The organism is Aliiglaciecola lipolytica (assembly GCF_018860635.1).
Taxonomy (GTDB): Bacteria; Pseudomonadota; Gammaproteobacteria; order Enterobacterales; family Alteromonadaceae; genus Aliiglaciecola; species Aliiglaciecola lipolytica_A.
Genome location: NZ_JAHKPT010000004.1, coordinates 118,171 through 137,579, shown reverse-complemented (window position 1 = coordinate 137,579; position 19,409 = coordinate 118,171). Strand labels below are relative to the sequence as shown.

Here is a 19,409-nt window from a genome sequence, read left to right as displayed (position 1 = left end):
TAGTCATAAAAACGTAACAAAAATGTAATAATGCCATCAATCAAGCGAACAAAGTTATCATTTAAAATTCTGTTTGTACTTTGTATTAGTTTTAATGCAAATGCGAATAACACCAGCGGTGTGACTGGTCCAATAGTAAAACCCAACGATCAATCCTTCCAATTTCGTGCTGCTTACACACCAAGTGAAGATGGTGAAAGAGAACAAATGGTAGCAAGAATGAACGTTCAAAAATCGATTAGTGATTCTGTGCGATTACGCTTAGTTGGTCAGGTACGAGATACTACAGGAAGCTATGAACTTGACTCTATTTCAGCTGATTTGTTATGGCAATTTCAGCACAAAGAGGATGGAATATGGGACAGTGCCGTTCGATTTGATATAAAAACTCGCAAAGCCCATCGAAGTGAAGGCTTATCGTTCAAATGGACGAATAGGTGGTCATTTGCTCCTAAATGGGCTCTTACCCAAGTACTTTCGTTTAGTTGGGATATAGGTGGTGACAACCCTGCCACTGGAACCTATTTAGAATCGCGCACTGGCATAACCTTTAAAACCGACAAAAATCTCTCATTAGGGCTCAGTTCCTTCAATCAGCTAGGTAAAATTGGTGATTTTGGTAGTACAAATCAATATAGCCACCAAATTGGTCCCTCGATTTCTGGCAAGGTAGAAGGCATTTCATATTCAGTTAGTTATTTAGCCGGCGTTTCCAGTGCCGCCAGAGATAACGTTTTTAGAATATTTATCGGAAAATCCTTTTAATTAATCATCTATCGATCACTGCAGATTTCATTTGGCAGGGTTATTAATTACCTTCTAACGGTTTTGAATGATTAATAACTAAATCGATTTTACTGGTAATACTTCCTTAACTATCATAAGTTTTCCAAATACTTAAATAAGTAGATCACCTCAACCTTACAGAGAAAAATAATGAAATTAGAGTCAATAGCATTACATGAAGGGTATAAATCAGAAGAAACCACTAAAGCCGCTGCGGTTCCAATATATCAGACCACCTCTTATACGTTTGATGATACACAACATGGCGCAGATTTATTTGACCTTAAAGTTGCAGGAAATATCTACACACGAATAATGAATCCAACAACTGACGTCCTTGAGAAGCGCGTCGCAGCAATGGAAGGTGGTATTGCTGCGGTCTGTGTATCTTCAGGTATGGCAGCCATTACCTACGCGATTCAATGCATCTGTGAAGCCGGCGACAACATTGTAAGCACAAGTCAATTGTATGGCGGTACTTATAATCTATTTGCCCACGCTTTGCCTCGTCAAGGTATCGAAACTCGCATGGTTTCATATGATGATTTTGATAACTTTGAAAAATCCATTGATGATAAAACTAAAGCGATTTTTTGTGAATCCATCGGCAACCCAGCAGGTAACGTGGTTGATATTAAACGCTTGGCAGAGATTGCCGACAAGCATGGTGTACCATTAATTGTTGATAATACAGTTGCCACCCCCTACTTATGCAGACCCTTTGAATTAGGCGCTCATATTGTTGTGCATTCACTCACCAAATACATTGGTGGACACGGAACGTCAGTAGGCGGAGTTATCGTTGATTCCGGTAAATTTGATTGGGTTAAAAACAAACAGCGTTTTGCAATCCTAAATGAACCTGATCCATCTTATCACGGTGTGGTGTATACCGAAGCCCTAGGTCCGGCAGCATACATAGGTCGTTGCCGTGTGGGTCCACTTAGAAATACCGGTGCAGCAATATCTCCTTTAAATTCATTTCAAATACTACAAGGATTAGAAACCCTTGGTTTACGGATGGATCGCCATTGTGAAAATGCAGAAAAGTTAGCGGCTTATTTACTCAAACACGATAAAGTCGAATGGGTGAACTATGCAGCCCTACCTGATAGTCCTTACCATGAGAACTGTAAAAATATCACTTCAGGCAAAGCATCTGGTGTCTTGAGTTTTGGCATCACTGGCGGCCTTGAAGCAGGCACCAAATTTATCGATGCATTAAACATGATCCTACGCCTAGTGAATATTGGAGATGCAAAATCATTGGCTTGCCATCCAGCATCAACGACCCATCGCCAGCTAAACGAAGAAGAACTGGCTGCTGCGGGCGTTAGCACTGATTTAGTCAGAATTTCGGTGGGTATTGAGCACATCGATGACATCATTACCGATGTTAGCCAAGCTCTAGATAAAGTATAGAAACCTGCAAATACTCTTAGATCCTTACAGCGTTATTTTGGTTAAACTAAAATAGCGCTTTTTAATGCAAGCTAAAATGTTAAGTTTAAGCACAAAAAAAGGCCACAGTAATTGCTGTGGCCTTTTTTATATTTGGTGCGGATGGGGAGACTCGAACTCCCACGGCCTAAGCCACAGCCCCCTCAAGGCTGCGTGTCTACCAATTCCACCACATCCGCGATGTTTTATTTAATCAAATACTTAGTTAGGGATCTCGTTTGATTCTTTATTATTTTCTTGATTTGGAATATCAGAATCTACTGGCTGTTCAATTACCCCTAGGTTCTCAAATTCATCAACAGATTGGCTTTTATCAGCAGTTTGATTTCCTAAAATCAGACTAATCACGAAAAACAAAGTGGCTAGAATCGCTGTAGTTCTAGTCATAAAATTACCAGAGCCAGTAGAGCCAAAGACGGTATTTGAACCACCGCCACCAAAAGATGCGCCCATATCTGCACCTTTACCTTGTTGTATTAGGACCATACCTATCAACATCAAAGCAACTACTAAGTAAACAACTATCAAAATTTCGTAAAAATACGTCATGTTATGTCTCTAACCTTTTGCCGCTAAGCAAATATTTAAAAATTCCTGTGGTTCCAAACTGGCCCCACCTATCAACCCGCCATCAACATCGGGTTGTGAAAACAATTCATTGGCATTGGCCGCTTTAACACTGCCACCATACAAAATACGCAAACCACCGGCAACACTAGTATCTAGCTTACTCAAATACTCACGAATAAAAGCGTGCACTTCTTGAGCTTGTAAAGGGCTCGCCGTTTTACCAGTGCCTATAGCCCAAACCGGTTCATAAGCAACAACAATATTGTCAAAGTTAGCAATTCCAATCACATCAATTACAGCATCTATCTGCCCTTGAATATGATTAAAAAACTCACCACTTTCACGCACAGCTTCTGGTTCACCTACACACAATACTGGAGTTAAACCATGTTCTAAAGCCACACTCACTTTTTTCGCAACTAGGGCATCACTTTCACCATTATCAGTTCTTCGTTCAGAATGACCGACCAGCACAAAGTCACAATTTAGCGATTTAAGCATTGAACCTGACACTTCACCAGTGTGCGCGCCAGAATTAAATTCGCTTAGATTCTGTCCACCAATTGTTCCGTCAAAGTGTTCAAAAGCGCTTAGAAACGGAAACGGAGGACAAACCAAAACATCGACTTCCTGCAAACTGGCACCATTAAGAGTGTCCATCATCTGCTTGGCAAGTTCGATACTGCCATTCATTTTCCAGTTGCCTGCAACCATAGGGCGACGTTTGTTCTGCACTTTAATCTTCCTTAGCCCAGCGAAAAAGCGGGCGAGATATTAACTAACCCTAGTAAAATATACAAGTAGGCTAGCGTTAATTTATGATGCTAAATAGCTATTTGGTTAATTTACGCACTGCATCTGCAATAAATTCAGCCCAATTAGTCGAATCTTCTTGTTTTTCGGCCTCTACCATTACGCGAATAAGTGGTTCAGTACCACTTTTTCTTAACAACACTCGGCCGGTTTTACCCAAATTTGTTTCAGCTTCGATTACAGCTTCTTTAACTTTAGCGTTTTCTAACGGATTCTCGCCTTCCTCAAATCTAACATTCACCAATGTTTGAGGGTACATATCCATACCTGAGCATAATTCATGGAGACTCATTTGAGAACGCAACATTGCAGTAATAACTTGCAAACCGGCTAATATTCCGTCACCTGTAGAAGTAACATTTAAATTGAGTACATGCCCTGAGTTCTCACCACCAATTGCCCAACCACGTTCTTGCAACAATTCCATTACGTAGCGATCACCAACATTACTTCTTACAAAAGCTACACCTAGTTTGTTTAAGGCAATCTCTAACCCTAAATTACTCATTAACGTGCCAACCACTCCTCCATTCAAACGTCCCGATTTTAATGAATCTCGGGCAATGATATAAATGAGTTGGTCGCCGTCAATAATGTTACCTTTGTGATCCACCATCATAATGCGGTCACCATCACCATCTAAGGCAAAACCTAAATCTGCGTTGTGTTCTAACACGCTTTCCTGAATCGCTTTCATTGAGGTTGCTCCCACCCCTTTATTGATGTTTAAACCATCGGGAGTAGTACCAATTTCAATAACTTCAGCGCCTAGCTCCTCCAGTACATTCGGAGCTATATGGTAGGTCGCACCATGGGCGCAATCGACCACTATTTTTAAACTTTTGAGATTCAGATCAGAGGGGAAGTTACCTTTACAAAACTCGATGTATCGACCTGCAGCATCTTCAATCCGATAAGCCTTACCTAATTTATCAGAGGCAACGCATACCATAGGTTTTTCCATTTCCTTTTCAATAGCGAGTTCTATTTCGTCATCTAATTTATAACCATTAGCGGAAAAAAATTTTATTCCGTTATCGTAAAATGGGTTGTGAGAAGCACTGATTACAATTCCCGCTTCAGAACGAAAAGTTTTGGTTAAATAGGCTATAGCTGGAGTTGGCATCGGGCCGAGTAGCCCAATATTAATGCCCGCAGCGGATAAACCGGCTTCCAAACAAGACTCAAGCATATATCCAGATATCCGTGTATCTTTACCGATCAGTACTTTGTTTGTGCCTTGGCCTGCTAGCACCTTTCCAGCCGCCCAACCTAGCTTCATTACAAACTCAGGATTGATCACACTTTCGCCAACTTTGCCGCGAATACCATCTGTACCAAAATATTTTCTTGAGCCCATTACATTAATCCTTATACGCACTCAACGCTAATACTACTTTTACAGCATCAACTGTTTGTTTGACATCGTGCACTCGCAAAATCGATGCACCTTTAGTTAACGCTATTGTCGCAGCTGCTATACTGCCAGCTAATCTTTCGTCAACTTCTCTATCTAATAGATTTCCAATCATCGACTTACGTGAAACGCCAATCAACATTGGTAAATCCAATTCTTTCATTTCTTCAAGTCTATCAAGTATTTGATAATTATGCGGTAATGTTTTACCAAAACCAAATCCGGGATCAATCATTAATAACGATTTGGGGATTCCTGCTCGCAAGCACTGTTCAATTTTTGATTGTAAAAATGCTATAACGTCGTTAACCACATCATCATAAGTTGGTGCCTGTTGCATATTTTTAGGTTGGCCTTGCATATGCATTAAACAGATTGCGGCACCCGTTTTAGCGGCGGCTTTTATTGCCCCTTCTTCGGATAATGCGCGGATATCGTTGATCAGCCCTGCCCCAGCATCAACGGCATGCTTCATAACTTGAGGTTTACTGGTGTCAATCGAAACTACGACATCAAAATTAGCATGGATAGCCTCAATCACTGGAATGGTTCGATCAAGTTCTTGTTGAACACTGACATCTTGAGCACCGGGTCGAGTCGATTCTCCTCCAACATCTATAAAATCAGCGCCTGCTGAGATCATTATTTCTGCTTGAGTTAGCGCATTGTCAAGACCCACATATTTACCGCCATCGGAAAATGAATCTGGAGTAACGTTCAAAATCCCCATCACTCGAGGAATAGTTAAATCAATGTGTTTATCTTTAAACTGCATAACGTAATTTACACACTACAAAAATGGGATAGTAAATACAAAAAAGGTCGAGTCAGCACTTGTCTGAGTCGACCTAATTTTAATAAGTAACGATTTAACTAGTTATATCGCCTGGCTTACCAACGGTTGGAGGAGGAGTACTTTTATCCTCATCCACGCTAACTGTAGCACCACCAGTGGGTTTGTCATCGGAACCTGGGTCACGACTATCCCAATCAGCAGGTGGTCTTACAGGACGACGAGCCATTAAGTCATCAATTTGCTTAGCATCGATGGTTTCATATTTCATCAAAGCATCTTTCATAGCATGCAAAATATCCATATTTTCGTTCAAGATATTCTCTGCACGTTCATAATTACGATCGATGATTGATTTGATTTCAGCGTCAATCGCACGAGCTGTATCATCGGACATATGCTTAGCTTTAGACATGCTACGTCCAAGGAACACTTCGCCTTCTTCTTCAGAATAAAGCATTGGTCCCATCTTGTTAGATAGTCCCCACTGGGTCACCATCTTACGGGCAATATCAGTGGCTCGCTCAATATCATTTGAAGCACCAGTAGTGACACCTTCTTCTCCAAGGGTCAGTGCTTCGGCAATACGACCACCAAATAAACTAGAAATCATACTTTCTAAATGCTGCTTACTGTGACTGTATTTATCTTGTTCAGGTAAATACATTGTCACACCTAAAGCCCGACCACGGGGAATAATAGAGACCTTATAAACCGGGTCGTGTTCTGGAACCACGCGACCAACAATCGCATGACCAGCCTCATGATAAGCAGTATTGGTTTTTTCTTCTTCAGACATCACCATAGATTTACGCTCAGCGCCCATCATGATTTTATCTTTCGCCTTATCGAACTCTTCCATGGACACAACACGTTTATCAGAACGTGCCGCAAACAATGCAGCTTCATTAACGAGGTTAGCTAAATCAGCCCCTGAGAAACCAGGCGTCCCTCTTGCAATAAGTGAGGCTTCAACATTGTCACCAATAGGAACTTTACGCATATGTACTTTAAGAATCTGTTCACGTCCGCGAATGTCTGGTAATCCAACCACTACTTGACGGTCAAAACGACCTGGGCGCAATAACGCAGGGTCAAGTACATCTGGGCGGTTAGTTGCCGCGATGACGATAATTCCTTCGTGACCTTCAAATCCATCCATTTCAACCAACATTTGGTTCAATGTTTGTTCACGTTCATCGTGACCTCCGCCTAAGCCGGCACCACGTTGGCGACCAACAGCATCTATCTCATCAATAAAGATTATGCACGGCGCTGATTTTTTAGCCTGTTCAAACATGTCACGTACCCGAGAAGCACCAACACCAACAAACATTTCAACAAAATCTGAACCTGAAATAGTAAAGAACGGTACTTTAGCTTCACCTGCAATGGCCTTAGCTAGTAGTGTCTTACCGGTTCCAGGAGGGCCAACCATCAACACACCTTTAGGTATTTTACCGCCCAATTTCTGGAATTTAGTAGGATCTCTTAAGAAATCGACTAACTCAGATACATCCTCTTTTGCTTCATCACAACCAGCTACATCAGCGAAAGTTGTTTTGATTTGGTCTTCACCTAACAAACGCGCTTTGCTTTTGCCAAAAGACATTGCTCCACGACCACCGCCGCCTTGCATCTGACGCATGAAGAATATCCACACACCTATTAGCAATAACATTGGGAACCAAGAAATAAAAATCTGAGATAGGAATGAAGGCGTTTCAGGCGGCTTGCCTTCAACTACAACACCATTGCTAATCAAATCGTTCATTAAATCAGGGTCTGTGTATGGAATATAAGTTGAAAACGCGTCTCCGCTGGTTGTAGTACCAGTGATCTCGCCTGTTTGTCTGTCTATGGTTGCTTGTCGCACAGTTTTTTGATCTACATTACGTACAAACGTAGTGTAATCAATTTTCGCCTTGCCTGTTTCGCCTGGCGTAAAACTATTAAACACGGACATCAACACAACGGCGATGACCAACCATAGGATTAAATTTTTTGCCATATCGCTCAACGCTTTTAACCTCTAAAAGTAAAATTCTGTCTGTAGGCTCACGCTTAATTCGATTACTTAACAATCAATCAAGTCTTTGCCCGGTTAGCAGTACTTCAAGAGTACTACAGTTTATATCCTGCCGCTACCAGATAAACCTCGTTTGATTTTGCTAGTGCGTAAATCAGTTCACTGGTATTCACTACGCTAAATGCGTCTTTCAACTCACTATAAAACTCATCAAAACCTTCACCTTTATATGCTTTGACTATAAAAACACCGTTTGGTTTTAATATTTGCCTACATAAATCAAATGCAAGTTCCGATAAATAGGTATTACTTGCTTGCACCGCCGTAGCAGAGCCATTCCCGTTAGTTGTTAAATCGGATAACACTATATCTACGGGTTTACCGCCTATTTTGTTCAAAAGTGTATTAAGTACCGCTTCGTCACGAAAATCACCTTGGATGAAATCAACTTTTTCAATTGGTTTCATATCCAAAATATCACAGCTAAACACTTTACCTGAATCACCAACTAAACTTGCAACATATTGTGACCATCCTCCAGGCGCGGCACCTAGGTCGACAACTCTCATGCCTAATTTGATGAAATTAAACTTCTGTTGGATTTGCTCTAACTTAAAAACATCTTCGAAACAGTCTCCTTGATTTTGTTGCTTTTGAACACTTAGATCATCAAAATGCTCTTTTATCCATAATTTACTGCTTACTGAATACGTCTTTTTTGCCATGCATGTCGTTTCTTATTAGGTATAAAAGCAAGATGGCGTTAGAATAGCTATTTTCAACCGTAAATTATCAATAAAATTGTAAGAAATAATCTAAATGAAGTTATCTAATAAACAGAAACAATATTTAAAAGGCTTGGCCCATCCTTTAAAACCCATAGTACAATTGGGTAATAATGGCCTTACCGAAGGCGTATTAGCTGAAATCGAAAATGCCTTAAGCTTCCATGAACTCATTAAAGTTAAAGTACCTTCTGATGATCGAGAAGAAAAACAACTTATTATGGATGCAATCATTCGTGAAACATCGGCGATTCAGTTGCAGGTAATTGGACACACATTAATAATGTATCGTCAAAGTGAAGAGAAAAAAATCAGTATTCCAAAAGTTTAACTGGTTTTTCTACGTTTCATCTATTACCTTTTTGCTAGGTACACTGTGCTGGGATTTATAATTTAGATCCCTTGTTAGCCTCCTTGCTCCAGTTCCCCTTCTCATTTCACAGTTTACTGCTTGAATTTTGGGGTATTGGAATTGCCACTAATTACTGTACGTAAAATAGAATGTTTTTGCATATACAAATTCTGTAACAATGTATGTAACTGCTTTGCTAATAAATGGATATGGAAATTCTAAAAACACAGTATCAATCGAAAAGATTTCGATTTAAAACACTCATAAATGAAGATCTAGACCTGTTCTGCGAGCTCTATTGCAACGACATTGTCATGGGTAAAATCATGCCCAAATTAACCCGCCAGCAAGCCAAATCTCTATTTCTAGGCATATTAAAAAAGCAACAACAATGTGCAAATGAATTTTGGCGTATTGAATGTATCGTATCGGGACAATCCATAGGTATCCAAGGTTTTATGGCCGATAAGAGCCAGCGAAAACACAATGATGCAGAATTCGGGATTCTATTAAGTCCTGAGTTTTATGGTAAAAATATCGCAACTGAATCGGTTACCGCGATGTTATTTTACGGTTTTAGACACTTAGGTCTGATGTCTGCCCACGCCTATTTTAATGCGGACAATATCGCTATTCAAAAAATTGCACATAGACTTAATTTCAAAATAGAGGCTGACAATAACCAAGCCAACAAAATGCGTTGTTCTATTAGCAAAGATGATTTTTTAAAATCTAATGAGGATACAAATCTTGTCATCAAATAGCCATAGTGAAAAAGCAGGCAGTATCGTGTGTGTGGGTCTAGGAATGATTTTAGGGTCGCATATTGCTCCTTTGTCGCAGCAATTTATACAACAAGCTGATGTGGTTTTTATGAGTGTCACCGATCCCTTAACCGAAGCATGGGTTCGTAAAATGAACCCTAAATGTCAAAGTCTGCAAATATTTTACGCTGATGGTAAAGATAGACGAAAGAGCTATCAGGAAATGGTCGACACTGTTATGGCTGAAGTTGAATTAGGCAAAAATGTGGTTGCTGCCTTTTATGGCCATCCTGGTGTTTTTGCTTGGGCTCCTCATAAAATAATCGAACTCGCTAAATTAAAAGGGTATCACGGCCACATGGAGCCAGGTATTTCTGCTGAAGATTGTTTGTATGCAGATATGGCAATAGATCCAGGTCGATGGGGGGCGGTACATCTAGAGGCCAGCCAATTTATGCTATATGAACGTAAAGTGGATGAATCGGCTTATTTAATTCTATGGCAGCTAGGCTTTGTAGGTGATCTCAGTATGTCAAAATATGAAACAGACGCTGCCTACCGTCATCTTTTACAAGAATTATTAACTGAATATTATCCACCGACGCATAAAATAGCGATTTATGAGTCACCTACTCTACCTACCGAAACTCCAAGAATTGAATGGTTTCCGTTAAATCAACTAAGCCTGATCAGTGTTGAACATTTTTCTACTTTAGTGATTCCACCGTCTATACCCAAAAAAATTGACGCTGAAATGCATCGAAAAATGAAAAACCTCTCGAAAGTACAATAAAAACCTGAAAAATAGCAGATAGTCCCTTCCACATGTATGCCAAGTGTTTAATAATACGGGCCGTTTAAATTGTTTATTCATCCGATATTTTTTTAATCAAAATAAGGTGCCAATATGTCAGCGTTACAATTATTAGAACAACTAGCTGTTAACCCCGACTTTAAAAGAGAATTGTCTGAACAGGGACAACATCCTCTAGCCTTAAAAGCTAAAAAAGACATAGAAGAAATGCGTCAAAAACAAGGAAAATTTTGGTGTGCGTTGATGCCAGCAAAAGATGATGAGCAAAAAGAAGAGGAGTCTGAAGAGCAGGAAGACGCACCAAAAGAGAGTTGAAAATGCGTTTTGTTGTAATTTCTGTTGTTTTTTTATTGAGCTTATCGACTCCACTTACGTCGCTTGCAGATGTAACGACGCTGTTGCATAAAGCAGATAAAATAAGAAGTTCTGATTTTAATGCTTTTGAAGCGCTAATGGCAGAGTTGGAAGAAACTGATGAACCATTTGAAACCCAGCAAAAGCATTTCTATCACTTGCTTAAAGGTTATCAACTTACTTTCAACGGAAAAGTGGATGAAGCCATCGAGCTGTATAAAAATATAGAAAGTAGTAATGCTTCGGAAACGTTAAAATTGCGAGCGCTAAGCTCTTTAGTTAATAATTACGCAGTTAAACGTGATTTTTACTATGGGGCGAAGGCAATTAACCGTTTGTTCGACCAACGTGAAAAAGTACAGGATGAAGAGGCCTTAAACAGTAGCTTTGGCATTGTTGCAATTTTTTATAATCAAGCCCAGCAATATGAATTGGGATTAAAAGTAGCCAACCAACTTTTAGCAAGAAATACAACTAATCGAACTCAATGTTTTGCACGGCAAATAAAAGTTGAATCAGAATTTGAACTGGCAAAAGTGCTTACTGATTATCAGTATGCGCAAGAAAGTATTGATTTTTGTAAAAGTAACAATGAATTTTTAGTCGCAAATATCATTATTATGACGGTGGCAGAATCATTAACCAACGAAAGTCGCATCAAAGAATCCCTCAAATTATTGCAAGACGCCGAGAAACAGACTGTAGAGAGTAAATATCCACCACTAATTGGTGTATTTTATAGTTTGATGGCAAATAATTATTTACTTTTAGATCAGCCTGATTTAGCTAAAACATATGGTTTAAAAGCCTATGACAGTATTCAAAATTTTGGTTTAACCAAAGGCTTAGTAAGGTCATTGGGGGTGTTATATAAAGCTGCCGAAGCTCAGGGCGACTACCAACAAACCGTTGAATATTTAAAACGATTTAATGAAGCTGAAAAAGCCTATATAGATGACACTAAAGCTCGAGGTCTTGCGTTTCAACAAGCTAAATACGAAAAGTTGGAGCAAGACAATACAATCGTTATTTTAGATAAACAAAATGCACTATTACGCACACAAGCAGAATTAGCCGCCGAACAATCACGTAATAATCGACTTGCCCTTACTTTGGCTGTCTCTCTACTTATTTTGCTATTTGTTTGGTTATATCGCAGCAGAAAAATCCAAATAAAACTGCGAAAGTTGGCAGAGACTGATGAGCTAACGGGGATCAGTAATCGTCACCATTTCAATCATCGAGCGAAAAGAATAATTGACGATGCAGAAAATCAGAAACAACCTGTTAGCTTTGTGTTGTTTGATTTGGATCACTTTAAAAAAGTGAATGATACTTACGGTCATCAAACCGGAGATTGGGCACTTAAAAAATCAGTAAAAGAAGCAAAATTAGTATGCAGATCAATTGATCTTATTGGCCGCATGGGTGGCGAGGAATTTGGCATTGTATTGCCAGGTTGTAACGTTGATGAAGCTTGTAAAGTTGCTGAAATCTGCCGTGCTGCCATTGCCAGCATCGATACCCACGAAACCGACCATCAATTTAAAATCACCGCTAGTTTTGGTGTTGCTGATGCTTCGACTTGTGGATACAGTTTAGAAAAACTATTTGCTGGTGCAGATACTGCTTTGTACGAATCTAAAGAAAACGGTCGTAATCGGGTTTATCAATTTAACCAATGATAACCCCGCCTCTACCGCAAATCTAAATACGCCTAACTAGGTGCTAACATGTTAAGCACCTAGTTTCTGCCAAGTGGATTTTCCCACAATACCATCTTCTTTCAAACCATTGTCCTTTTGGAACATGATAACGGCTCCTTCCGTGCCCGCACCGAAGTCATTATCAATTGACAGCACATAACCTTTGTCAGCTAGCATCTTTTGTAATTCCCCCACCTTATCACCAAAGGATCCGCGACGAAGAACCACTGCGTTATCGCCATCATTCAGCGCTATCCGGATACCTTCAATACTAGCTAAAGCTCGTTTGGCTTTTTGCAGGTATTTACGCCTATCATCTAGACCGTTAGTGCCACCATTTACAAGCTTTGTAACCCTGATTAGGTCGTCGAGATCAGCGGCAGCATTAATTTTTCTGGAACGCCAATATTCACAGGCAATTTTAAGGGAAATGGCCGGATCAGCAGCAATTTGAGGATCATCCTCCAAGGGCAAGTTGAGTTTTTTACCATACTGTCGATAATTGGCTCTGCCTGTTAATTGCAACAGACCACGACCTTTGTAGCGTTTACCGTCACCAATTTGATCATTCCCCAAATCACTCCTGCCTTCATAGGCTGCACCTGATGCGAACTCTTCGGTGGTTCGAAAACCTGCACACTCATGGGTAACTTGTCCCATGAAATGAGCAATCCGCAGTCTGGTATTAATTTGATAACTGGCTAAGGTTGGCGCGAATATAGCTGAAAGCTGACCAACTATTCGCATTTGTGCTTCTGCTTTGTCACCTGAGAATCGCGGTGCAACCGCCAAGATGAAATCGCCATCCACTGGAATCATGTTAGATGTCCTTATGTAATGAAAACAAAGTGCATTCTAACTGCGATGCATTAATTACCTATCCATGTGAAGTAATGTGTTGTTAAAAAGGATAGGACTTAATTAAGATAGCGTAAATTCGCGAAATCGTTAAATATTTAGCGTAAATTTTTAATTCACGCTAAATATACTTGATGGTCGTTGAAATGAATAACTTCTGTTAGTGATGGTGGCCGCCAACTCCGTGAGCGTGTCCATGAGACAATTCTTCATCAGTGGCATCACGTACATCTTCCACTTTTAAATCGAATTTAAGGGTTTGCCCAGCTAACGGGTGATTAATATCCACAGTAGCCATAAATTTACCCATCTTAACAATGGTCACTTCCCTAGCACCGTTTTCAGTTTGCAAAACAGCTGTCATTCCCGGTTTCCATTTTTTAGCCCCTTGCAAATGCTTAACGGAAACCCGCTGTTCTGCATTTTTAATCACTTCACCAAAGGTTTCTTGGGCTGGAAGTTCAACGCTGAACTCATCTCCAACGCTTTTACCTTCTAGGGATTCTTCGATGCCAACCATCACATTGTTATGACCATGCAAATATGCCGCAGGATCACTAGCAAAACTCGTTTCTAACTCGTTACCTTCAAGATCATTAATTCGATAATGAAACTGAACCACTTTATCTTTACTGATTGTCATATTTTTCTCTTACATTTCATTGTGTTGTTAATCTCCGTCTGCACCGTTGACTATTGAAGCTATGTTATACAAGCGATTTACCGCCAAGTAATTCATAGTGCCTTTCGGATAGCGTCCTCTAGAATTTAGCTCACCGGCTTCTTTACCGGTCAACAAAGACAAAGCTTGGTCTACTGTGGCAACGGTGTAAATGTGAAATACACCTGATCTTACGGCTTCGATTACTTCGCTATTAAGCATTAAATTAATATGATTAGAATGCGGGATAATCACACCTTGAGTGCCATTCAATCCGCGATGTTGACAGAGCTTGAAAAAACCTTCAATTTTTTCATTTACACCGCCAATAGCTTGCACTTCACCATATTGATTTATTGAACCCGTAATGGCTAGGTCTTGTCGTGCCGGCACTTCTGTTAACGCTGAGATCAGCGCGACTAATTCACCTAATGACGCGCTATCTCCATCAATATGCCCATACGATTGCTCAAGGGCTATATTAGCAGACAGTGTTAAAGGGAAATACTGCGCATACTTGTTACCCAAATAGCCGGTAAGTAACATAACCCCTTTGGAATGAATGGGTTGGCCTAACTCGACCTCCCGTTCTATATCAACCACGCCATTTGCCCCCGCGTACACGGTTGAGGTGATTCTTGCAGGTGTGCCAAAGACACTGTCACCAATTTCCAGAACCGTCAGGCCATTAACTTGGCCAATAGCAGTTCCTTCGGTCGCAATCAATATCTGACCTTGCTTAATATCTTCCAATAATGCCTGACTTACCCGCCCTGTCCTTTCAACTTTTGCCTTTAAAGCGGTTTCGATATGACTAGTTTGAATTTCACTTGAGTTTTCTAAACTGCAAAAATAATGAGCTTCATTAATTAACTCGATCACATCTGAAAAACGTGCAGACAGGTTCTGCTGATGTTCGGCAAGTCGTAAACTGTACTCGACCAAACGGTACATCGCCGAATCAGAAATACTATTCAAACCAAGTGATATCACATGATTGCGTACCCGGCCGACAAAATCATAAAGGGTACGTTTATTGAGCGGTATTTCATGATCGAAGTCGACTAATACACGAAATAATTCATCGAATTCTTCGTCATAATCTTGTAGTAAATAATATAAATCTCTGGACCCCAATAACACCACTTTCACGTTCAGCGGAATTTGTTGCGGATTCAACGTCATAGAATTAACCATTCCCACGTCAAGTTGCGGCAACTCCATTTTGAGCTGTCCAAATTTTAATGCGAGTTTTAAGGAATCCCAGACAAACGGTTGGTCAATCATTTTATCTGCATCTAACAAAAGATAGCCGCCATTTGCCTTATGCAATGCGCCACTTCGAATCATTCGATAGCTGGTGTACATCGAACCTTGCACATTTGTGTATTCAATTTTACCAAATAGACTTTGATGGGTGGGATTTGGTTCGTAAACTACCGGAGCCCCATCGTTTAAATGATGAGATACCAAAATATTAGGTAGGTATTGTTCTTCTAAAACATCACGTTTATCGTATTCATCTTGCTTATCATCTTTAATATCGCCAGCAAGTAATTCAACGATGGTATCGACTAAATGGGATTTCAATTGCCTTAAAAATTTTAGAATGGCTAATTCGTTGGCATACTTGTGCTCTAAGTCTTTTAATAGCGGTTTGATGCCTTGCTCAGCGGTATCACGCTTGAGTTTACGTAACTGTTCAGATGATTGACGTTTCCACTTAGGCAACTCCAACAAAGCTTCACTTAAATAATCCTCTAATTTGTCAATTAGTTGATAATAATGCTGACGTTGCTGATCATCTAATTTAGTGAAATCCGCATCTGTGATCGGTTTGTCATCTACAATTGGTGAAAAACTTATGGTGCCATTTTCTTCAAACAAGGCAACGTTTTTAGATTGTGCATACTGTTCTACCTTATCAATAGCCCTGTCATAACGTTGATCGAACTCTCTAGCAATGGCCGCTTTTTTACGTTGGTATCCAGGGTTATCGTAGGCGGCAGGAAAGGTATCTAAGAGCTCGTCAATTAAGCCCTCCATATCTTTATGTAGCAGCTTACTCTCGCCGGGTTTTAAGCGCAGAACGAAAGGTTCCCTTTCTTCTTCAAAGTTATTGATGTAGCACCACTCGTCTGGTGTAGGGACTTTGTCTACTGATTTGGCAATATATTCTTGAACTAGGGTAAACCGGCCCGTGGCATGCTCCCCCATAACATAGAGGTTATAACCTTTGGCTTGTATGCCCAAACCAAAAGACAGTGCTTCTCTGGCTCTTTGTTGTCCGATAAATGTAGCCAACAACGCATTATCGTCGCGCAGCGCTTGATTAATCAAACGACGACTAGGGATTGCGGTTAATTGTTCAACACTAAGTGATGTAGGTTGCAGCATATGTCTATTTTGAAGTTAATTTGGCCACAGTGAAACCTTTATGTTGAATTGTGTCAACTGTCAAACCCCTTAGTAATTTCAGTTTCGGCTAATTAATAATCATACTAACCGTTTTTAATTGCTCTAAACTGCATTTCCGGTTGTTTGCATACGGCTAGCTAAGGTATTCTTGAAGGAATAACATTAAGAAGTCCTTTTCGCTTCTTTTAACAGATAAATATACTATTTTTGGAATTCCGTGTTAATGGCTGACAAACAATACGACCCGCAAGAAATTGAATCAAAGGTACAATCCCATTGGGAACAAAATGACATATTCCGAGCTGAAGAAGATGCTAGTAAGGAAAAATTTTATTGTTTGTCGATGTTTCCCTATCCAAGTGGTCGTTTACATATGGGCCATGTTAGAAATTATACCATTGGCGATGTAATCAGCCGTTTTCATCGTATGCAAGGCAAGAACGTATTGCAGCCCATGGGTTGGGATGCATTTGGACTGCCAGCAGAAAACGCAGCGATTAATAATAATACTGCTCCTGCGAAATGGACCTATTCAAATATTGATTACATGAAGCAGCAGCTCAAATCTCTTGGATTTGGCTATGATTGGAACCGTGAATTAGCAACCTGTAAACAAGATTACTACCGTTGGGAACAATGGTTTTTCACTCGATTATATGAAAAAGGCTTAGTTTACAAGAAAAATGCTACCGTAAACTGGGACCCGGTTGATCATACCGTATTAGCTAACGAGCAGGTGATTGATGGTCGCGGTTGGCGCTCAGGAGCCTTGGTTGAACAAAAAGAAATTCCTCAATGGTTTATTAAGATAACCGACTATGCAGAAGAGCTTCTGCAAGATTTGGAACAGTTGGAAGACTGGCCAGAGCAAGTTCGCACTATGCAAAAAAATTGGATTGGGCGTTCTGAAGGGGTAGAAATTAAGTTTGAGCTTGCCCAAGCAATCGATAATATCAGCGAATTTGAAGTTTATACCACCCGTCCTGACACGCTATTGGGTGTGACTTATGTTGGTATTGCGGCGACTCACCCTATTGCCCTAGCAGCAGCAAATAGTAATCCAGAATTGGCCGCATTTATTGAAGAGTGTAAAAACACCAAAGTAGCAGAAGCGGATATGGCCACTATGGAGAAAAAGGGCTGTGCAACAGGTTTGTATGCAGTACACCCTATTTCCGGTATCAAAGTCCCGGTCTGGGCCGCTAACTTTGTGTTAATGGATTACGGCTCAGGTGCGGTTATGGCGGTACCAGGACATGATCAACGAGATTATGAGTTTGCCACAAAATATAAACTGAATATTACCCAAGTAATTGAACCACTTGATAACAGCGGTCTTACCTGTGACTTAAGTGAAGCGGCATTCACTGAAAAAGGTAAATTAGTTAATTCTGGACATTTTGACGGATTAACCTCAGAACAAGCATTTGAAAAAATTAGTCAAGAATTAGAAACTCAAGGTAAAGGTCAGCGTAAGGTTAACTACCGTCTTCGTGACTGGGGTGTTTCGCGCCAACGTTATTGGGGTTCCCCGATTCCTATGCTGAATCTGGAGAATGGCGAATCTGTCCCCGTTCCAGAACAAGATTTGCCAGTTGTCTTACCCGAAGATGTCGTGATGAATGGTGTTGTTTCACCTATTAAGGCGGATCCAGAATGGGCTAAAACCGAATACCAAGGCCAACCTGCGCTACGTGAAACAGATACCTTCGACACCTTTATGGAGTCATCTTGGTATTATGCACGCTATACAAGTGCACAAAATGATCAAGCCATGTTAGATCCAGCACAAGCAAACTATTGGTTGCCAGTAGATCAATATGTAGGCGGTATAGAACATGCCATATTGCATCTATTGTATTCGCGCTTTTTCCATAAGTTATTGCGGGATGAAGGCTTAGTAGAGTCTAGCGAACCATACAAACGGTTGCTTTGCCAAGGTATGGTTTTAGCCGACTCTTTTTATCGCGAAGATGAAAAAGGCAAAAAGCAGTGGTATTCACCGGCAAATGTGGATACTCAAAAAGATGAAAAAGGCCGAATTGTTAGTGCAACATTAGCCAGTGACGGTAAAGAAGTTGAATTTGGCGGCATGACCAAAATGTCAAAGTCGAAAAACAACGGCATCGACCCTCAACAGGTCATTGATGTTTACGGTGCAGATACTATTCGTTTGTTTACTATGTTTGCTGCGCCACCAGAGCAGACGCTTGAATGGATTGATTCTGGAGTAGATGGTTCTAACCGCTTTTTAAGACGTTTTTGGAAATTGGTGCAAGATCATTTAGCCTTAGGACCCGTTGAAAGTTTATCTGTTTCAACCCTTAGCACTGATCAAAAAGCACTACGTCGCCATATTAACAAAACCATTGATAAAGTTAGCGATGACCTAGGTCGTCGTCAAACCTTCAATACAGCGATAGCGGCGATTATGGAACTGCTAAATCACCTACAAAAAGCGCCTCAAGATTCAGCCCAAGATCGTGCGTTGTTAGATGAAGGTTTACAAGCAATGGTACTTATGTTGAATCCTATAACACCGCATATATGCCACGAATTATGGGAACAATTTGGACACACAAGTGAAATTTCTTTTGAAGCATGGCCACAGGCGGATCAGTCAGCCCTTGTTGAAGACGAAAAACTTATCATTGTACAAGTCAACGGTAAGGTTCGAGCTAAAATGATGGTGGCGGCCGACATGCCAGAAGCAGAAGTTAAAGAACTCGCTATTGAGCAACCAAACGTAACCCAATTTACTGATGGTAAAACACTTAGAAAAGTAATTTATGTACCAGGTAAATTAGTTAACATAGTGGCAAACTAAT

General features: G+C 40.4%; 17 protein-coding genes and 1 tRNA gene. 8 read left to right on the top strand and 10 right to left on the bottom strand.

The features are described from left to right. Window positions 1–30: 30 nt before the first annotated feature. Window positions 31–765 (top strand): transporter, encoded by a 735-nt coding sequence (locus tag KO530_RS00895; protein ID WP_216046500.1) that lies wholly within the window; start codon window positions 31–33, stop codon window positions 763–765. Window positions 766–936: 171 nt separating this feature from the next. Beyond that, entirely contained in the window at window positions 937–2,208 is a 1,272-nt protein-coding gene (locus KO530_RS00890; RefSeq protein WP_216046499.1) for an O-acetylhomoserine aminocarboxypropyltransferase/cysteine synthase family protein, read from the top strand. 133 nt (window positions 2,209–2,341) lie between these two features. On the opposite strand, the gene KO530_RS00885 is transcribed toward KO530_RS00890, so the two are convergent. The 7 genes from KO530_RS00885 to KO530_RS00855 form a co-directional block, all read right to left on the bottom strand. Continuing rightward, a tRNA-Leu gene (locus tag KO530_RS00885) sits at window positions 2,342–2,426 on the bottom strand. A gap of 22 nt (window positions 2,427–2,448) precedes the next feature. Then, on the bottom strand, window positions 2,449–2,796 hold the full coding sequence (secG, locus tag KO530_RS00880; RefSeq protein WP_216046498.1) for a preprotein translocase subunit SecG: 348 nt from the start codon (window positions 2,794–2,796) through the stop codon (window positions 2,449–2,451). A 9-nt stretch (window positions 2,797–2,805) separates the two neighbouring features. Beyond that, window positions 2,806–3,531: a triose-phosphate isomerase gene (gene tpiA, locus KO530_RS00875; RefSeq protein ID WP_216046751.1), complete on the bottom strand. Its 726-nt coding sequence runs from the start codon at window positions 3,529–3,531 to the stop codon at window positions 2,806–2,808. Between the two features lie 118 nt (window positions 3,532–3,649). Beyond that, window positions 3,650–4,990, bottom strand: a complete 1,341-nt coding sequence (gene glmM / locus KO530_RS00870; protein WP_216046497.1) for a phosphoglucosamine mutase — start codon at window positions 4,988–4,990, stop codon at window positions 3,650–3,652. Between the two features lie 4 nt (window positions 4,991–4,994). After that, window positions 4,995–5,822: a dihydropteroate synthase gene (gene folP, locus KO530_RS00865; protein WP_216046496.1), complete on the bottom strand. Its 828-nt coding sequence runs from the start codon at window positions 5,820–5,822 to the stop codon at window positions 4,995–4,997. Window positions 5,823–5,916: 94 nt separating this feature from the next. Continuing rightward, entirely contained in the window at window positions 5,917–7,860 is a 1,944-nt protein-coding gene (ftsH, locus tag KO530_RS00860; protein ID WP_216046495.1) for an ATP-dependent zinc metalloprotease FtsH, read from the bottom strand. A 104-nt stretch (window positions 7,861–7,964) separates the two neighbouring features. After that, on the bottom strand, window positions 7,965–8,594 hold the full coding sequence (locus tag KO530_RS00855; protein WP_216046494.1) for an SAM-dependent methyltransferase: 630 nt from the start codon (window positions 8,592–8,594) through the stop codon (window positions 7,965–7,967). A 94-nt stretch (window positions 8,595–8,688) separates the two neighbouring features. Here KO530_RS00855 and yhbY point away from each other — a divergent pair, with 94 nt between their 5' ends. The 5 genes from yhbY (at window position 8,689) to KO530_RS00830 (ending at window position 12,623) form a co-directional block, all read left to right on the top strand. Beyond that, a complete protein-coding gene (gene yhbY, locus KO530_RS00850) occupies window positions 8,689–8,985 on the top strand; it encodes a ribosome assembly RNA-binding protein YhbY (protein WP_216046493.1) in 297 nt (98 codons plus the stop codon). Between the two features lie 224 nt (window positions 8,986–9,209). After that, complete coding sequence (locus KO530_RS00845; RefSeq protein ID WP_354667853.1) at window positions 9,210–9,770, top strand: GNAT family N-acetyltransferase; 561 nt, start codon at window positions 9,210–9,212, stop codon at window positions 9,768–9,770. Continuing rightward, the gene (locus KO530_RS00840; RefSeq protein ID WP_252728699.1) at window positions 9,757–10,563 is read left to right on the top strand and encodes an SAM-dependent methyltransferase; all 807 of its coding nucleotides are present in this window, start codon (window positions 9,757–9,759) and stop codon (window positions 10,561–10,563) included. The genes KO530_RS00845 and KO530_RS00840 overlap by 14 nt, the downstream gene beginning before the upstream one ends. A 114-nt stretch (window positions 10,564–10,677) precedes the next feature. Beyond that, entirely contained in the window at window positions 10,678–10,899 is a 222-nt protein-coding gene (locus KO530_RS00835) for a hypothetical protein (RefSeq protein ID WP_216046490.1), read from the top strand. Window positions 10,900–10,901: 2 nt separating this feature from the next. Next, a complete protein-coding gene (locus KO530_RS00830) occupies window positions 10,902–12,623 on the top strand; it encodes a tetratricopeptide repeat-containing diguanylate cyclase (protein ID WP_216046489.1) in 1,722 nt (573 codons plus the stop codon). A gap of 51 nt (window positions 12,624–12,674) precedes the next feature. Here KO530_RS00830 and KO530_RS00825 read toward each other — a convergent pair whose 3' ends face one another. The 3 genes from KO530_RS00825 to KO530_RS00815 form a co-directional block, all read right to left on the bottom strand. Continuing rightward, window positions 12,675–13,463, bottom strand: a complete 789-nt coding sequence (locus tag KO530_RS00825; RefSeq protein WP_216046488.1) for a peptidoglycan-binding protein — start codon at window positions 13,461–13,463, stop codon at window positions 12,675–12,677. Window positions 13,464–13,662: 199 nt separating this feature from the next. After that, on the bottom strand, window positions 13,663–14,145 hold the full coding sequence (locus KO530_RS00820; protein ID WP_216046487.1) for an FKBP-type peptidyl-prolyl cis-trans isomerase: 483 nt from the start codon (window positions 14,143–14,145) through the stop codon (window positions 13,663–13,665). 27 nt (window positions 14,146–14,172) lie between these two features. After that, window positions 14,173–16,560, bottom strand: a complete 2,388-nt coding sequence (locus KO530_RS00815; RefSeq protein WP_216046486.1) for a Lon protease family protein — start codon at window positions 16,558–16,560, stop codon at window positions 14,173–14,175. Window positions 16,561–16,804: 244 nt separating this feature from the next. Here KO530_RS00815 and leuS point away from each other — a divergent pair, with 244 nt between their 5' ends. After that, window positions 16,805–19,408 (top strand): leucine--tRNA ligase, encoded by a 2,604-nt coding sequence (gene leuS, locus KO530_RS00810; RefSeq protein WP_216046485.1) that lies wholly within the window; start codon window positions 16,805–16,807, stop codon window positions 19,406–19,408. Window position 19,409: the final 1 nt, after the last annotated feature.